Origin of the sequence: Ascidiaceihabitans donghaensis, assembly GCF_900302465.1 — a bacterium.
GTDB classification, from domain to species: domain Bacteria; phylum Pseudomonadota; class Alphaproteobacteria; order Rhodobacterales; family Rhodobacteraceae; genus Ascidiaceihabitans; species Ascidiaceihabitans donghaensis.
In genome coordinates this window covers 1,790,452-1,805,617 of record NZ_OMOR01000001.1, presented here as the reverse complement: position 1 = coordinate 1,805,617, position 15,166 = coordinate 1,790,452, and the positions used below count along the sequence as shown (strand labels likewise).

General features: G+C 54.7%; 16 protein-coding genes, 1 tRNA gene and 1 riboswitch. Of the genes, 11 read left to right on the top strand and 6 right to left on the bottom strand.

Going from position 1 to position 15,166, the window contains the following annotated elements; genetic code table 11:
- Positions 1 to 135: 135 nt before the first annotated feature.
- From ASD8599_RS09080 to bmt, 3 genes are all read left to right on the top strand, one after another.
- On the top strand, positions 136 to 441 hold the full coding sequence (locus ASD8599_RS09080) for a DUF1476 domain-containing protein (protein WP_108828231.1): 306 nt from the start codon (positions 136 to 138) through the stop codon (positions 439 to 441).
- Between the two features lie 170 nt (positions 442 to 611).
- Entirely contained in the window at positions 612 to 2,537 is a 1,926-nt protein-coding gene (locus ASD8599_RS09075; protein WP_108828230.1) for a phosphatidylglycerol lysyltransferase domain-containing protein, read from the top strand.
- Between the two features lie 36 nt (positions 2,538 to 2,573).
- The gene (gene bmt / locus ASD8599_RS09070) at positions 2,574 to 3,587 is read left to right on the top strand and encodes a betaine--homocysteine S-methyltransferase (protein WP_108828229.1); all 1,014 of its coding nucleotides are present in this window, start codon (positions 2,574 to 2,576) and stop codon (positions 3,585 to 3,587) included.
- Between the two features lie 10 nt (positions 3,588 to 3,597).
- On the opposite strand, the gene ASD8599_RS09065 is transcribed toward bmt, so the two are convergent.
- On the bottom strand, positions 3,598 to 4,659 hold the full coding sequence (locus tag ASD8599_RS09065; RefSeq protein ID WP_108828228.1) for a PA0069 family radical SAM protein: 1,062 nt from the start codon (positions 4,657 to 4,659) through the stop codon (positions 3,598 to 3,600).
- A gap of 292 nt (positions 4,660 to 4,951) precedes the next feature.
- Here ASD8599_RS09065 and ASD8599_RS09060 point away from each other — a divergent pair, with 292 nt between their 5' ends.
- Positions 4,952 to 5,650 (top strand): corrinoid protein, encoded by a 699-nt coding sequence (locus ASD8599_RS09060; protein ID WP_108830091.1) that lies wholly within the window; start codon positions 4,952 to 4,954, stop codon positions 5,648 to 5,650.
- Between the two features lie 72 nt (positions 5,651 to 5,722).
- Complete coding sequence (locus tag ASD8599_RS09055) at positions 5,723 to 6,355, top strand: DUF1638 domain-containing protein (RefSeq protein WP_108828227.1); 633 nt, start codon at positions 5,723 to 5,725, stop codon at positions 6,353 to 6,355.
- 55 nt (positions 6,356 to 6,410) lie between these two features.
- On the opposite strand, the gene ASD8599_RS09050 is transcribed toward ASD8599_RS09055, so the two are convergent.
- Positions 6,411 to 6,818: a SufE family protein gene (locus ASD8599_RS09050; RefSeq protein WP_108828226.1), complete on the bottom strand. Its 408-nt coding sequence runs from the start codon at positions 6,816 to 6,818 to the stop codon at positions 6,411 to 6,413.
- A gap of 134 nt (positions 6,819 to 6,952) precedes the next feature.
- Here ASD8599_RS09050 and ASD8599_RS09045 point away from each other — a divergent pair, with 134 nt between their 5' ends.
- Entirely contained in the window at positions 6,953 to 7,477 is a 525-nt protein-coding gene (locus tag ASD8599_RS09045) for a hypothetical protein (RefSeq protein ID WP_108828225.1), read from the top strand.
- Between the two features lie 58 nt (positions 7,478 to 7,535).
- On the opposite strand, the gene rnd is transcribed toward ASD8599_RS09045, so the two are convergent.
- From rnd to purM, 3 genes are all read right to left on the bottom strand, one after another.
- A complete protein-coding gene (gene rnd / locus ASD8599_RS09040) occupies positions 7,536 to 8,696 on the bottom strand; it encodes a ribonuclease D (protein WP_108828224.1) in 1,161 nt (386 codons plus the stop codon).
- A gap of 74 nt (positions 8,697 to 8,770) precedes the next feature.
- A complete protein-coding gene (gene purN, locus ASD8599_RS09035; protein ID WP_108828223.1) occupies positions 8,771 to 9,364 on the bottom strand; it encodes a phosphoribosylglycinamide formyltransferase in 594 nt (197 codons plus the stop codon).
- On the bottom strand, positions 9,361 to 10,407 hold the full coding sequence (purM, locus tag ASD8599_RS09030) for a phosphoribosylformylglycinamidine cyclo-ligase (protein WP_108830090.1): 1,047 nt from the start codon (positions 10,405 to 10,407) through the stop codon (positions 9,361 to 9,363). The genes purN and purM overlap by 4 nt, the downstream gene beginning before the upstream one ends.
- A 275-nt stretch (positions 10,408 to 10,682) precedes the next feature.
- Between purM and ASD8599_RS09025 the strand changes: the two genes are divergently transcribed.
- The gene (locus ASD8599_RS09025) at positions 10,683 to 11,774 is read left to right on the top strand and encodes a porin (protein ID WP_108828222.1); all 1,092 of its coding nucleotides are present in this window, start codon (positions 10,683 to 10,685) and stop codon (positions 11,772 to 11,774) included.
- 73 nt (positions 11,775 to 11,847) lie between these two features.
- Positions 11,848 to 11,924, top strand: a tRNA-Ile gene (locus tag ASD8599_RS09020).
- Positions 11,925 to 11,939: 15 nt separating this feature from the next.
- Here ASD8599_RS09020 and ASD8599_RS09015 read toward each other — a convergent pair.
- Positions 11,940 to 12,749 carry a hypothetical protein gene (locus ASD8599_RS09015; RefSeq protein ID WP_108828221.1) on the bottom strand — a complete coding sequence of 270 codons (810 nt, stop codon included), beginning with the start codon at positions 12,747 to 12,749 and terminating at the stop codon, positions 11,940 to 11,942.
- Positions 12,750 to 13,072: 323 nt separating this feature from the next.
- Positions 13,073 to 13,176, top strand: a riboswitch (TPP riboswitch).
- A 57-nt stretch (positions 13,177 to 13,233) separates the two neighbouring features.
- Between ASD8599_RS09015 and thiD the strand changes: the two genes are divergently transcribed.
- From thiD to thiS, 3 genes are read left to right on the top strand one after another with little or no spacing between them, the layout of a single operon-like run.
- The gene (gene thiD, locus ASD8599_RS09010) at positions 13,234 to 14,013 is read left to right on the top strand and encodes a bifunctional hydroxymethylpyrimidine kinase/phosphomethylpyrimidine kinase (RefSeq protein WP_108830089.1); all 780 of its coding nucleotides are present in this window, start codon (positions 13,234 to 13,236) and stop codon (positions 14,011 to 14,013) included.
- Positions 14,010 to 14,990 (top strand): FAD-dependent oxidoreductase, encoded by a 981-nt coding sequence (locus tag ASD8599_RS09005; RefSeq protein WP_108830088.1) that lies wholly within the window; start codon positions 14,010 to 14,012, stop codon positions 14,988 to 14,990. The genes thiD and ASD8599_RS09005 overlap by 4 nt, the downstream gene beginning before the upstream one ends.
- Positions 14,968 to 15,165, top strand: a complete 198-nt coding sequence (gene thiS / locus ASD8599_RS09000; protein WP_108828220.1) for a sulfur carrier protein ThiS — start codon at positions 14,968 to 14,970, stop codon at positions 15,163 to 15,165. Before ASD8599_RS09005 ends, thiS begins: the two co-directional genes overlap by 23 nt.
- The last annotated feature ends 1 nt before the right edge of the window (position 15,166 follow it).

Here is a 15,166-nt window from a genome sequence, read left to right as displayed (position 1 = left end):
CCTTTCAAAGGTTGGGCGGTGAGTCCCGCCATTCTGGCGTTCTCATACGCCAAGGGCGGGTTTGGGGCAAGCAACCCCCTTGCCGCAGGCCCTCAGCGTTACCATATTTTTAAGAACCGACCCAAGGAGAACCACATGAGCACCTTTGATGACCGCGAAAATGCCTTTGAAAACAAATACGCCCATGACGCCGAGATGCAATTTAAGGTCGAGGCCCGACGCAACAAACTTTTGGGTTTATGGGCTGCAGCCTTGATGGGGAAAGACGGCGAAGACGCAGACGCCTACGCCAAAGAGGTGGTGAAAGCCGACTTTGAAGAAGCGGGCGACGAAGATGTCTTTCGCAAAGTGGCAGGTGATCTTGGACACCGCGCATCTGAGGAGACGATCCGCGCCCAGATGACTGCACTGATGATCGAGGCAAAAGGCCAATTGCTGTGATGCAAATCTGCTTTTAGGCCTGAATATTCGATTAAGTTAAATTGTTGCGAAAAACCCGAAGGCGTTCCCCCGCAAAACGGGTTTTCCCAAGTGGTTTTTGGGCGAAATTAAGGGGTTGGTGACGGGTGTCCCCTAGCTTGGAAGAAGCCAAGCGAAGGGACCAACGCCCCATGTCCATCACCAAACAACGCGTCCTGCCAAAGACTGTGCGGGCCGTGGTGCCTTTGGCAGTTCTATTGGGCTGCGGTTATTTGTTGTCGACCAAAATCACTTTAGACACAGTCATGGCGCTGCCCGCCCAACTGGCGCATATCACTTGGCAGGCATGGGTCGCATCGGTTGCACTGACTGTGATCAGCCTATGGGCCGTGGGGCGCTATGACGGTGTTGCGCATGCACATTTTGCCACGCGCATCCCCAATCATCAAGCCCGTTGGACCGGATCCATGGCCATTGCCTTGGCCCAAACACTGGGGTTTGGGTTATTCACAGGTGCAGTCGCGCGGTGGCGCATTCTAACAGACTTAAGCCTGCCCAAAGCGTTCCAAATATCCGCGTTTGTGTCGCTGTCTTTTGTGATCAGCTGGGCCATGGTTACGGCTTTGGCCAGCATCGTCCTGAAGGGTCCGAATTGGGCCTTTTGGCCGTCAGTTGGCGTGCTGTTGGCAGCCCCGGTTTTCGCGTGGCTTTTGTTCCGCTTTCCAGCATTCGAATTCAAACGACTGTCCCGCAGGTTTGACGGGGTTCGGCTCCAGTTTCCGACGTTGCGATCCGCGGGGGCTTTGCTGTTGTGGGCAAAGATGGATACATTTGCTGCCGCCGCTGCGTTTTTTGTGCTTTTGCCAACTGACGTCGCACCTGAAAGCGCCATTGGCTTGGCCGGTTTCATTCCAGTATTTTTGTTGGCGCTTGGGGCGGCGTTGATTTCAAATACCCCTGGCGGCGTCGGTCCCTTCGAACTTGCGTTGTTTACGATGCTGCCGCAGATTCCAGTCGATGCGCTACTGACCAGTATTGTTGCTTTTCGACTGGTCTACTACGCAGGTCCTGCCGCATGTGTTCTGCTGGCTTTGTTCATTCCGTTTGGCGCAAAACCCCGCCAAGGCCCCTACCCTATCCCCAATCTTTCAGACGCGCCAAATTCCGAACTTGGGGTTATCAAGCAGAACGGTGGCTACATTCTGGCGGACGCAAAAAGCGCAATTGCAGTGTGGCCTACGGGGCAAACACTTACAGCACTCTGCGATCCGATTGTCGGCGATGCGCAAACCGCCATAATTGCATTGACCGCAGAAGCCCGAACAACCGGACGCATGCCGTTCATCTACAAATGCAACAGCAAAACGGCATTGATCGCACGCGCCACGGGGTGGGCTGTTATGCATATCTCTGATGATGCTTTATTAACGCCTGCCTTGTTCAATCTCGACACTCCGGCACGACGCGGGCTGCGGCGCAAACTTCGGGCTGCGCAGAAATCCGGTGTCATGATCCAGTCCGCAACAAATCCACCATGGACCCAGATGGCGCATGTTGATGCTGCGTGGCAGACCGCCCACGGGTCGGCACGCGGCGGAACTATGGGTCGCTTTTGTCCGGACTACCTTTCCGACCACTTTATTGCTTTGGCATTTTGCGATGACGATTTGGTCGCCTTTGCAACGTTTCAGCGCTGCAAATACGAATGGTGTTTGGACGTGATGCGCCACACAGGCCGAATGCCAGATGGTACCATGCACGCCCTTGTAACACATGCTGTACAGGCCGCAGCCAGCGCGCAGATCGCACGGGTCAGCCTTGCTGCGACACCCGCCTGCCCTGATCCGTCTCGTGCAATGTTTCGATGGGCGGCTAAAATCGCCGTGACCCGCGCGGGGGGGCCAGGATTGCGCCAGTTTAAATCTGCCTTCGCACCAAGCTGGCAGCCCCGATACGCAGCAGCCCAAAACCAGCCCAGTTTGCTGTTTGGGTTGGCCGACATCGCACGCGAAGTACACCACCCCGTACAAATCGAACCTGCTTTCCCACGGGCGGCAATACACAACTTTCATAATGTTGATGAAAATTATGAACTGGCCTCACAACACGCATCATGACAGCAGAAGCAGAACAAACGCGAGAATGGACTGCCAATGCCCAATATTTTCAACCAAATGCTTGCCGAAAAAGGCGTTCTGCTGGCGGATGGAGCCACGGGAACAAACTTGTTTGACATGGGTTTAATGTCTGGCGATGCACCGGAGCTTTGGAATACCGATGAACCTGCCAAAATCCATGCCCTTTACAAAGGGGCAGTGGATGCGGGCAGCGATGTATTTTTGACCAATTCTTTTGGTGCCAATGCGTCACGCCTGAAACTGCACGGCGCAGAAAAACGTGCACATGAACTGAGCCGGGTCGCCGCGGAAATCGGACGCGAAGTGGCAGATACATCCGGACGAAAAGTCATCGTTGCCGGATCCGTCGGGCCAACCGGGGAAATCATGGCGCCAATCGGGGAACTGACCCACGCCTTGGCTGTCGAGATGTTCCACGAAACCGCAGATGGGCTGAAAGCCGGTGGCGCGGATCTGGCTTGGGTTGAAACCATATCGGCGCCAGAAGAATACCGCGCTGCGGCCGAAGGTTTTGCGCTTGCAGGCATCGACTGGTGTGGCACCATGAGTTTCGACACGGCCGGACGCACCATGATGGGAATGACCAGCGCCGACATGGTGTCTATGGTGAATGAACTTACAAACGCGCCTTTGGGGTTTGGGGCCAATTGTGGAACCGGCGCTTCGGATTTGTTACGTACAGCACTTGGCTTTAAAGCCGCCGGCGCTGTTCTACCAGTCATAGCCAAAGGCAATGCCGGCATTCCCAAATACGTCGACGGGCATATTCACTACGATGGCACGCCTGCGTTGATGGCGGACTATGCTGTGATGGCACGTGCATGCGGCGCAAGTGTCATTGGCGGATGCTGTGGCACAAAACCGGTACACCTTGCCGCTATGCGAGAGGCCCTGGACACGCGCGAGATGAAAGAGGCACCTTCTTTGGAAGAAATCGTCGCAAAACTGGGTGATTTTTCTTCTGCCTCCGATGGCACCGGCGACGACACGCCTGCGCCACGCCGCACACGCCGCCGGCGTTCGGCCTAAGACACGCATTTTACAACAAAGACATTTGCGCACCTGGTAAAACAGGTGCGCGAAACAGATCTGTGCGCAATGCAGCCCCTTGCGTCTTCAACCCCAAACGGCGCACTGCAATCGCAAAGCGCTTGGCAACCATTTCGGCATACGGCCCCTCGCCGCGCATGCGCTTGCCCCATGCCGCATCATAAAGCGCTCCTCCGTGCATTTCGCGCAACCGCGCCAGAATACGCGACGCGCGGTCAGGGTAATGCGTCCCCAACCATTCTTGAAAAAGCTCCGACACTTCACGGGGCAATCGCAACATAATCCAAGACGCATGTGCAGCGCCCGCGTCACGTCCCGCTTGCAAAATGGCTTCCAGATCGTAATCCGACAATGCAGGCACCATGGGCGAAACCATGATGCGCACCGGAATGCCTTCGTTCGCCAAGCGTTCGATAATCTGCAAGCGTCGTGCGGGCGATGGCGCGCGCGGTTCCATCAACCGTGACAGTTTCGGGTCCATCGTGGTGACCGAGATACCGACACGCACCAGATCACGCGTTGCCATATCCTTTAAGATGTCAATGTCGCGTTCAATCAAAGCCCCTTTTGTCACAATGGCAACCGGATGTTGGCAGGCTTGCAAAACCTGCAAAATGCGGCGGGTTATCCCATGGGTTTTCTCAAGCGCCTGATAGGGGTCAGTGTTGGTGCCCAAAGCCAGAGTCGCCACTTTGTAGGATTTGACCGCCAGTTCCCGTTCAAGGATTTGCGGTGCGTCCGGGCGTGCAATCAAACGGCTTTCAAAATCCAAACCGGGCGACAGGCCCAAATAGGCGTGACTTGGACGCGCAAAACAATAGACGCACCCGTGTTCGCAGCCACGGTAGGGATTGATGGCGCGGTCAAACGGCAAATCCGGTGAGCGGTTGTAACTTATAACACTGCGGGGGCGTTCCAGCCTGACATGTGTTCGCAACACAGGGGGCGTATCACGACCCCAGCCATCATCAATGCCGTCACGTTGCAAAGTTTCAAAGCGCCCTGCCCGATTACTTTGTGCTGCACGGCCTTTTGCATCAAATTCAGTCATTCTTCATCTATAGGACGAATAATGAACATGAACAATATTGGACAATGAACCCTCAAGTTTCATTTGGGTTCATGATGCGACAAGGGTATGATTTTATTGCGACAAGTCACAAAGGACGATTAGGGGAAACAGCATCCGGTTACACACATTCCCCGCATTGCGTCGTAAAAATTCAATGTGACAAGTCGCCATTGAACCGGACGATGTCGTAATTCGAAAAGTGAACATGCGACATTGTGTCAAAACGGAAAAAACCGGTGCACTGGGTCCGGCCTATACCAAAGGAAACAACATGTCAGACGAAGACGATATCATCCTGTCAGAACTGGACGACGAAGAACTGGTTCAACAGATGTTTGACGACCTTTATGACGGCCTCAAAGAAGAGATCGAAGAAGGTGTTAACATCTTGCTGGAACGCAAGTGGGAACCTTACGACATCCTGACCAAGGCCCTTGTTGGCGGCATGACCATTGTGGGCGCCGACTTCCGCGACGGCATTTTGTTTGTACCAGAAGTGTTGCTTGCAGCCAATGCGATGAAAGGCGGCATGTTTATCCTGAAACCACTTTTGGCGGAAACGGGCGCCCCCCGTGTTGGCAAAATGGTCATCGGTACTGTCAAAGGCGACATTCACGATATCGGCAAAAACCTTGTATCCATGATGATGGAAGGGGCCGGTTTCGAAGTTGTCGATCTTGGGATCAACAACCCTGTCGAAAACTATCTGACCGCGATCGAAGAAGAAGGTCCCGACATTCTTGGCATGTCAGCGCTTTTGACAACGACGATGCCCTACATGAAAGTTGTGATCGACACGATGATCGAACAAGGCATTCGCGACGACTATGTTGTTTTGGTCGGCGGCGCTCCTCTGAACGAAGAGTTTGGCAAAGCGATCGGCGCAGACGCCTATTGTCGTGACGCGGCTGTTGCTGTTGAAACGGCAAAAGACTTTATGTCACGCAAACACAATCAAATGTCTGCCTGAACAGGTCTAAAGTTCAATACAAACGCCTGTTCCGCCACATCGGAGCAGGCGTTTTGCTTTTTCGGAGGGCCTATGCATATTGACGACAGCACATTGACTGAAAACGGTCTGACGGTCACAAAAGCCGGGCGCATTTTGCTGATTGCTTGCGGGGCATTGGCGCGTGAAATTCTGGATTTAAAGGCGGTTAATGGCTGGGATCATATGGATCTGACCTGTTTGCCAGCCAAGTATCACCTCTATCCTGAAAAAATCACCGAACACGTGACCAAAGCTGTGGAAAAGCACCGCGACACCTATGCCCAAATTTTTGTGGTATATGCGGATTGCGGCACTGGCGGACTGCTGAAATCCGCCTGCGACCAACTGGGCGTAGATATGGTCGCCGGTCCACATTGCTACAGCTTTTTTGAAGGGAACGACCGGTTTGCACAACAAAGCGAGACCGAGATCACAACCTTCTACCTTACCGATTTCCTTGTACGTCAGTTCGATGCATTTGTGATAAAACCCATGGGGCTGGATCGTCATCCCGAACTGCGCGATATGTACTTCGGCAACTACGAAAAGCTGGTGTATCAGGCGCAAACGGATGACGCGGCGCTCACGGAAAAGGCGAAACACGCGGCCACACAACTGGGGCTGGCGTTTGAACGGCGCTTCACGGGCTACGGCGATCTGGCAACAACACTTTCCAAACTTTGATGCATCTTTTCGCCTGAAATATCCCGGGGGTGTCCGCAGGACGGGGGCTGGCCCCCTACCCCGCTTGGGCCACAGATCGCACACGTTCAATCATAGCACGCAACCCATTAGACCGTTGCGCTGACAAATGATCGTTCAAGCCCAACCGCCCCATTTCAACACGTGCATCCACAGCAAGAACTTCTTTCAAAGTCAGCCCGTTATACAACCGACGTAATACCGCAATCAGGCCACGGACGATCATCGCGTCACTTTCTCCGTCAAAGTACATGCGACCGCCGTCAATGGTCGGGTGCAACCAAACCTGCGATGCACAGCCATCAACCTTGGTGGCAGGGACCTTCAGCGCATCATCCAAAGGGGGCATTTCCTTGCCCTGATCGATAACGTACCGATAGCGGTCTTCCCAATCCTCAAGGAATTCGAAATCCTCGACGATCTCTTCGAAACTTTCACTTGCCATGGCCGCCTCACAAACTGTTGTCGCTCACAGGTAGGCCGCAGCGCAACAAAGGTCCACACCCATTTGTCCAAAGGCTTTTCAAGGGCCATCCGATAGGCTACCAAAAGGAAAACAAACCAACAGGCTTTTTGCGCATGCGTATTGTCACTTCTGCTCTTTTGATTTCCCTGATGTCCGTCACGGCCTGTGGCGCGATCCGGGAAAGCCGCGTGAACCCATGGAATTGGGGCAACAGCACATCGGAACCTGTTGAACAAAAAGAGGCCAAAGTCGTGAATCCCCTGATCCCGCAAAAGGCCGGTTTGTTTTCAAACCTGCGCCGCCGGGATGCGGAATATTTGGGCGAACCGATTGATCAAGTCACTGGTTTGGTGATCGAACGGGTTTCAGGCGGCGCTTTGATCCGTGCAACGGGCATCACGGCCACGCAAGGTGCGTATCAAGTCCAACTCACACCCGAAAACGAAGAAGAAGAAGCGGTGGACGGCGTTCTGACCTATCGCTTTGAAGCCCGTAGCCCCGAAACACCCACTGCCGTCGGAACCCAGCGCACGCGAACAGTCGTTGCGGCGCGGCAATTGTCCAACAAGCAGCTCAGCGAAGTCCGCACAATCCGTGTGATAGCAGCACGCAACGTGCGCACAACACGCAGACGCTAAACGGCTCAAAAAACACGTTAAAATTCATTTTGACTGGAGTGACTGAGGCGGGTGCGCCTTAGTCCAGTTCGACAATTTTGACGTCATTGCCCACGGCTGCCAAGGCAATTTTGCCCTCGCACAGACGCAAAGCATCATCACCAAACACCTCTGCCCGCCATCCGGACAAGGCCTGCACATCGCGCAAACCACCGGCCAAAGCGTCCAAATCAGAAGCCGGCGCAATCAGTTTTGCCGCCACTCCGGCACTTTCGGTTTTTGCTTTCAACAACACACGCAGTAAATCAGCCAATGCCGGATTAACCTGCAATTTTTCGCGTGTCCGATCCGGTTTAGGCATCTTGTCGGGCGGGCAGTTCACACCCGTTTCGACCGCTGCCAAGATACCGTTTGCGATGTCACCTTTACGGGCCTCTCGCAACAACAGACGCGAACGCCCCAAATCTTCAGAATTCTTCGGTTTGTTGCTGGCCAATTCCACAAGCGCGTCATCTTTAAAGACACGGTTGCGTGGAATGTTACGTGATTGCGCGTAGCTCTCACGGAACGCTGCAAGTTCGCGCACAATCGACAGGAACTTGGGCGAGCTGGTGCGCGTCTTCACGCGCTTCCATGCGTTTTCAGGCGCAATAATGTACGTGTCAGGCGACGTTAGAATCCCCAATTCTTCTTGCACCCAACGGCTGCGACCGGTTTCTTCCAGTTTTGCAGCCAGAAATTCGTAGATCTGACGCAGATGCGTCACGTCGGCCAAAGCATAGGTTTTTTGCGCATCCGTCAAAGGTCTGCGTGACCAATCCGTAAAGCGCGATGTTTTGTCGACACCTTGACGCGCGATTTTGCGCACCAGCGTCTCGTAACCGACCTGTTCACCAAAACCACACACCATGGCCGCCACTTGCGTGTCGAACAAAGGTTCAGGAAACACGCCTGCTTCAACAAAGAAAATTTCCAGATCTTGACGGGCTGCGTGAAATACTTTGACCACGGATGTGTCGCGAAACAACTCATAGAGCGGTTCAAGCGACAGGCCCTCAGACAATGGGTCCAACAAAACGGCATTGCTGTCATCCGTTCCGGGCATCGCCAGTTGCACCAAACACAGCTTTGAATAGTAGGTGCGCTCGCGCAGGAACTCCGTATCAACCGTAACATAAGGATGGGTCTGGGCCTCTTGGCAGAAGGCCGCCAAGTCTTCGGTCGTCGTCAAAGTCCGCATTGCGTATCAGTGTTCCTTTTTGGGGGGATGGGCCCGGTCGACAATACGTACACCATTGGCGCGTCCTTGACCAGTCAGCGCAGGTGTACCATGGTTTTGTTGCCACGAATAAATTGTGTCAAAACCGCAGGGTACAACCTGTGTTCCTGAACAAGGACCCGTGCGGCCAAATCGTTTGCGGTATCGCCAGCCAGAACCGGCACTTCGGCCTGCCCCAGCATCGGACCATCATCCAGCAATGGTGTGACTTCATGTACCGTGCATCCATGAACCGCATCACCTGCATCCAGTGCACGTTGGTGGGTGTGAAGACCTTTGTACTTGGGCAACAAAGACGGATGAATGTTCAGCATGCGCCCCTGCCATCCGCCCACAAACCTTTCCGTCAAAACGCGCATGAATCCGGCCAGACAAATCAGATCCAACGCATAGGGCGCCAAAGCAGCAGACAGCGCGTCCTCAAACGCAGCCCGATCGCCTTTGAAAGGGCGATGATCCACAACGACCGTATCGATCCCCTGCCCTTTGGCCCAAGTGATGCCGCCTGCGTCAGCATTGTTGGACACCACAGCAGCCACATGGGCGGCATCATCATTGCGCATCGCCTCGACTAAGGCCCGCATATTGGACCCACCACCCGAGACAAAAATGCCGATCCGTTTGCTCACAAAAGCGTGCCCGTATAGCGCATGCCCGCGCCTTGCGTCACATGGCCAATGGCGTGAACGGTTTCGCCGTGTTCTTGCAACAAAGCCGTGATTGCGTCGGCCTGATCCGCTTTGACAACAGCAATCATGCCAAGCCCCGCGTTGAACGTCTTAAGCAATTCGGCTTCTGCCATGCTGCCTTGTGCGGCCAGCCAGCGAAACACTGGTGGCAAGTCCCATGCCCCCAAATCCACATCCGCGCCCAATCCTTCGGGCAACACACGCGGCAGGTTTTCTGTCAAACCACCGCCTGTGATGTGGGCCAAGCCGTTGACGCCGCCCGACTTCACAGCCGCGAGCACCGATTTCACATACAAACGCGTTGGCGTGAGCAAGACCTCGCCGAGAGATCCCGCATCCCAAGGGCATGCGGCCTCCCATGTCAGTCCACTGTGTTCCACCAAACGGCGCACCAACGAATACCCGTTGGAATGCACACCGTCCGACGCCAAGCCCAACAACACATCCCCCGCGGCGATGTTTGATGGCAAGTCCTCGCCACGCTCCATCGCGCCCACGCTGAAGCCCGCCAAATCGAAATCACCCGCAGGGTACATGCCCGGCATTTCCGCTGTCTCACCACCGATCAGCGCACAGCCGGACAATTCGCACCCCAGTGCAATGCCTTCAACGATGCGCGCTGCCTGTTCGACTTCTAGTTTTCCGGTTGCGAAATAATCCAGAAAAAACAATGGCTCGGCGCCTTGACAGACCAGATCGTTGACACACATCGCAACCAGATCAACACCAACGTGGTCAACATTCCCCGTATCAATCGCGATGCGCAATTTGGTGCCCACACCGTCTGTGGCCGCAACCAGGATCGGATCGGTGTAGCCCGCGCCCTTAAGATCAAACAAAGCCCCAAAGCCACCCAGACCGGACATAACACCGGGGCGCGCCGTCCGTTTGGCCGCCGGTTTGATACGGTCAACAAGCGCATTGCCTGCATCAATATCAACACCCGCATCGGCATAGGTCACTGCGTTTTTTTGCTCTGTCATGGCTGGCCCCCAAGGCATCAGATACATTTAAACGCCTGTTACAAGAGGCGCAGCTTTTGCGCAATGCTAAGCGCATCCAGAATTCAAGACCAATTGGTTCACAACTGCATCACGATTTCCACACGCCCCTATCACAGCACCGCGCAAGAAGGTGCATCGCGGTGAGCACCTTGTGACGCCACATCCCCAGCAAAGGCGCATAGCTGTATAAACACGTTCCTATAGTTCGATCCCAGACGAACAACGGGTGCGCCACACTCACAAAGGTCTCTGCAATGAAATCAACACTTTACACAACCGCAACCGCAGCCCTACTGCTTGGAACCGCATCCAGCGCATGGGCCGAGGTCAAACCCATCAAAGTCACCAGCGATGACAGCGCATTTCGCCTGACCTTCTCCGGACAACTGAACCGCGGCATCCTTTTGACAGACGATGGCGAAGATACAGACGCGTTTTTCGTCGACAACGACAATTCATCCACGCGATTTCGTTTGAACGGTGAAGCCGATGTCGGGTCACTGACAGCCGGTTTTGTTGTCGAAATTCAAACGGAATCGAATTCGACAGCATCCGTGAACCAGAACACACCATCCGTCAGCCTGGAATTCGACCCCCGCAAACTGGAAATCTTTTTGGCAGGCAATTTCGGGACACTGTACCTCGGCCAAGGCCAAACCGCTTCTGATGGCACGTCGGAACAAGATTTATCCGGCACCAGCGTCGTCGGCTATTCCGGTGTTGCAGATTTTGCAGGCGGGCTGTTGCTGCGCCAAGCTGATGGCACACTGACCGCAATCAACGTAGGTTCCGTGTTTGCAAACTTTGACGGCCAAAGCCGCCGCGACCGCGTACGCTATGACACAAACAAATTTGGCGGCTTCAGCCTATCGGCAGGTTTTAACGACAACGAAGGCGGCGACGTCGCATTGCGCTACGCAGACACTTTAGGGTCTGTGAAACTTGCGGCAGCCTTGGCCTATTCGCGCACCGACACGTTGAGCCGGATCAACGGGTCAATCTCGGGGTTGCACGAACCTTCGGGTCTAAGCCTTACACTCGCCGCAGGACGCGACGATCTGGATGCAGGCGGACGCGATCCGGAGTTCGGATATCTTAAGGTCGGCTACCAAACCGACAAGATTTCGAAATGGGGCAAGACCGCGTTTTCCGTCGACTATTACGATGGCTCTGACATCGCATCCCTGAACGATTCTTCGGAAAGCTACGGCCTGCAAGTTGTGCAGAACATCGAAAAAATCAACACAGAGCTGTACGCAGGCTTCCGCACATACAGCTATGAAAACGGCGGCCCTGCCCTGAACGATCTTGATGCGGTGCTGGTGGGCGCTCGGTTCAAGTTTTAAATCAAAAACAAGCGGGTGGCCTAACGCTTCCCGCTTGACGATTCCGAGCCCGCGATTTACCCAAAGCCATGGCGGGCCTGTAGCTCAATTGGTTAGAGCAGAGCGCTCATAACGCTTTGGTTGCGGGTTCAAGTCCTGCCGGGCCTACCAAACCTCCGCCCCGCTTCAGTTTTTCGGACCGAAAATACCGCGTGCGCTGTCTTCATCCGAACGCTTTAAACGCCGGTCTGATGCTGTCAAACCTTCTCGTATCTGCGCGTCACTTTCGATTTCTGGCAAGTCCAGCTTTTCGCGTGACAACAAAATTGCCCGCGCACCTGTCGATCCATCAAAGCGGTAAATGTACAATTCCGGCCAATCAAAATGCCCCCCATCGCGCAGATTTTGAATGTCGGCGATAAAATTGTGGCACTGGTAATTTTCCATCAACAACACAAAACGATCCGACAGGTTCACCATATTGGCCAAACCGACGAAATGGCTGACAGCAGTGTGGATATGCATCAAAACCGCCTGACTGTAGACAAACTCCGCCCGAGGCCAATGCCGCGACAACGGCATTGTAATGTCTTGTAAAGCCACCGCATCTTTCAGTTCCGGATGCCGCGACATCGCCATATCAAGTTGGGTTTGCCCCCTGTCTCCGCCGGTGAAGGCAATCTGGGGAAACAGGGTTTGACCGTTGGCCACGTGATCCCCGCCACCACAGCCCACCTCATGCACAGACTTGGGTTGCAATTGGCCTATAGCTTCCAAAATCAACAAGTGGTTGGGGTGCATATCCGAACCGGACACCGTGACATGGCCAGACGCCGCATCAAAACCCAATTGGTCATTCTGCGCCACGGCCTGAAATTGAGATTCAATGTCTGTCTCAATGCGCCGTTTGTAGCTGTCTTCAGTGTAGCTGTTCCAATCAAAATCATCGTCGTAGAATTTGCGTGACTTGTAAAAAAGGCGTCCCAACAATGACATATGCGCAGTCCCTGACATTAAAGTTTCGCGCTACTTAGACCAGTTTTTTGTCTGTGTCGTGTATTTTTAGCCGCTTCATTCTTTTTTGGGCCTTCAACCAAACCACGGATGGCACTGACGCTGCGCATTTGAGCGGCTCATGCAATTTGACAGTGAAAAATGGTTGAACACTTACAGCGCGAACTCCCGATGCCTGCGGTTGGAACGGGCCTATTGCTTCGATCCCTTGCCACTTTCAAAGCTTAACTTCGGAAAATTCAGGCCAGCGCGTCTGCGATCATTTATCCATTTGACGCGTCTGCACGATCCCTCTAACGATAGGGCCATAACTGTTGGGGTGCCCCTATCCGGGCTGAGATGCACAAGCTGCAAACCCATTGAACCTGAACTGGTTAGGACCGGCGGAGGGAACAGCTTGTGGACATCGATTCCGCATTGGCCATTCCGTTTTGCCGTCCTGATCCTTGAACCAAGGCACGATGACATGGTGGCAAAAGCGTTAACAATTGCCGGGTCCGATTCCGGTGGCGGGGCTGGCATTCAAGCGGATATCAAAGCCTTTTCGGCTATGGGTGTTTACGCGGCCTCCGTTGTGACGGCAGTTACTGCACAAAACACCAAAGCGGTGACAGCAATCCACCCGATCCCGGATGATATCGTTGCCGCGCAGATCAAGGCAGTTCTGGACGACATCCAGATTGACGTGGTCAAGATTGGAATGCTGGGAACTCCATCGCTGATTGCAGCGGTGGCAGATGCGTTGGCGGACTATGGCGGGCCAATTGTTCTTGATCCCGTGATGGTTGCTAAATCGGGCGACACACTGCTGGCCGACAGCGCGATAAGTGCATTAAAGTCTTCGCTGTTCAAACGCGCGACCTTGCTGACCCCAAATATCCCCGAAGCAACAAAACTTGTCGGTGGAGGCAGCCCGCAGGTGCAGGCGAATGCGCTACTAGAGCTGGGTGTCGGTGCGGTTTTGATGAAAGGCGGGCATGCAGACGGAAAGACCTGCACGGATTATCTTGTCACGAAAAAAGCCACGAAAGAATATGCGGCCCCACGTATAAACACCGGCAACACCCATGGCACGGGATGTTCCTATGCCTCGGCTATCGCTGCGGGCTTGGCGCAAGGTATGGTTTTGACTGATGCGGTGTCGCGTGCCCATACGTGGCTGCACAACGCGATATTGCACGCGGACGCATTGCATGTCGGGCAAGGTCATGGACCTGTTCATCACTTTCACGCGTTATGGACATGAACGGCCCTTACACCATCATCGGTGGCGGCGTTTGCGGCCTTGCCATGGCTGCAGAACTTTCGTCACGCGGCGCAACGGTCACGGTTCTTGATCCAAAAGGTGCGCCCGGGGATCATGCCTGTTCTTGGTGGGCCGGCGGCATGCTGGCGCCAGATTGCGAAGGGGTCAGCGCCGAGCCCGAAATCGTGCAGCAAGGCCATAAAGCCTCCGCATGGTGGGAAACCCAAGGGGCAGCCGTCCATCAAAAAGGCACGCTGGTTGTAGCCCTTCATCGCGATCAAAGCGATCTGGCAACCTTTGCACGCCGTGCACCGACCGCAAGACCTATGTCCAGATCGCAGATCGCCGCGTGTGAACCGCATCTGGCGGATCGCTATTCCAAGGCGCTGTTTTTGGCAAATGAGGCGCATCTTGATCCCCGCGCCACCCTTATGGCTCTGCATGGCCGGCTCAAACAAAGGGGCGTGCGTTTTGAAGGGTCTGTTGTGGGGCAAGTGATTGACTGCCGCGGCCTTGCCGCACGGGACACCCTTGCAGATTTGCGCGGCGTGAAAGGCGAAATGCTTGTGGTGCGCTGCCCCGATGTCACACATTCGCGCCCGGTCCGGCTGCTTCATCCGCGGTTCCCGCTATATATCGTGCCGCGCGGCGATGGGGTTTTCATGCTGGGTGCCACCCAGATTGAAACGGGCGAGCGCACCCGCCCCACCTTGCGCTCTGTCATGGAATTGATGAACGCGGCTTACGCTCTGCACCCCGCGTTTGGCGAAGCGGAACTGCTGGAAATCGGCGTCGATGCGCGGCCTGCGTTTCCCGACAACCAGCCCCGCATCCGTCGGATTGGGGATGTGATTTATGCAAATGGCCTGTTTCGGCACGGTTTCCTGCTTGCACCTGCATTGGCGCAGATGACGGCAGATCTGGTGATGGACGGCAAAATTCCGGAGGTTTGGTATGAAGATCATCGTGAACGGTGAAACACAAGTGACCAGCGCGGCCACGTTAGCGGCGCTGCTGGACGCCCTTGGACAGGGCAAAGCCAAAGTGGCCACATCCGTAAACGAGGTGTTCGTGCCCAAGCAACAGCGCACGGAGCACAGCCTGCATGACGGGGATCGCATCGAAATCGTTGCCCCCCGACAAGGAGGATAAG

Excerpts from the sequence above, each read along its gene's own strand:
- ASD8599_RS09080 (WP_108828231.1), top strand. The coding sequence starts at position 136 with ATGAGCACCTTTGATGACCGCGAAAATGCCTTTGAAAACAAATACGCC.
- ASD8599_RS09075 (WP_108828230.1), top strand. The coding sequence starts at position 612 with ATGTCCATCACCAAACAACGCGTCCTGCCAAAGACTGTGCGGGCCGTG.
- bmt (WP_108828229.1), top strand. The coding sequence starts at position 2,574 with ATGCCCAATATTTTCAACCAAATGCTTGCCGAAAAAGGCGTTCTGCTG.
- ASD8599_RS09065 (WP_108828228.1), bottom strand. The coding sequence starts at position 4,659 with ATGACTGAATTTGATGCAAAAGGCCGTGCAGCACAAAGTAATCGGGCA.
- ASD8599_RS09060 (WP_108830091.1), top strand. The coding sequence starts at position 4,952 with ATGTCAGACGAAGACGATATCATCCTGTCAGAACTGGACGACGAAGAA.
- ASD8599_RS09055 (WP_108828227.1), top strand. The coding sequence starts at position 5,723 with ATGCATATTGACGACAGCACATTGACTGAAAACGGTCTGACGGTCACA.
- ASD8599_RS09050 (WP_108828226.1), bottom strand. The coding sequence starts at position 6,818 with ATGGCAAGTGAAAGTTTCGAAGAGATCGTCGAGGATTTCGAATTCCTT.
- ASD8599_RS09045 (WP_108828225.1), top strand. The coding sequence starts at position 6,953 with ATGCGTATTGTCACTTCTGCTCTTTTGATTTCCCTGATGTCCGTCACG.
- rnd (WP_108828224.1), bottom strand. The coding sequence starts at position 8,696 with ATGCGGACTTTGACGACGACCGAAGACTTGGCGGCCTTCTGCCAAGAG.
- purM (WP_108830090.1), bottom strand. The coding sequence starts at position 10,407 with ATGACAGAGCAAAAAAACGCAGTGACCTATGCCGATGCGGGTGTTGAT.
- ASD8599_RS09025 (WP_108828222.1), top strand. The coding sequence starts at position 10,683 with ATGAAATCAACACTTTACACAACCGCAACCGCAGCCCTACTGCTTGGA.
- ASD8599_RS09015 (WP_108828221.1), bottom strand. The coding sequence starts at position 12,749 with ATGTCATTGTTGGGACGCCTTTTTTACAAGTCACGCAAATTCTACGAC.
- thiD (WP_108830089.1), top strand. The coding sequence starts at position 13,234 with ATGGTGGCAAAAGCGTTAACAATTGCCGGGTCCGATTCCGGTGGCGGG.
- ASD8599_RS09005 (WP_108830088.1), top strand. The coding sequence starts at position 14,010 with ATGAACGGCCCTTACACCATCATCGGTGGCGGCGTTTGCGGCCTTGCC.
- thiS (WP_108828220.1), top strand. The coding sequence starts at position 14,968 with ATGAAGATCATCGTGAACGGTGAAACACAAGTGACCAGCGCGGCCACG.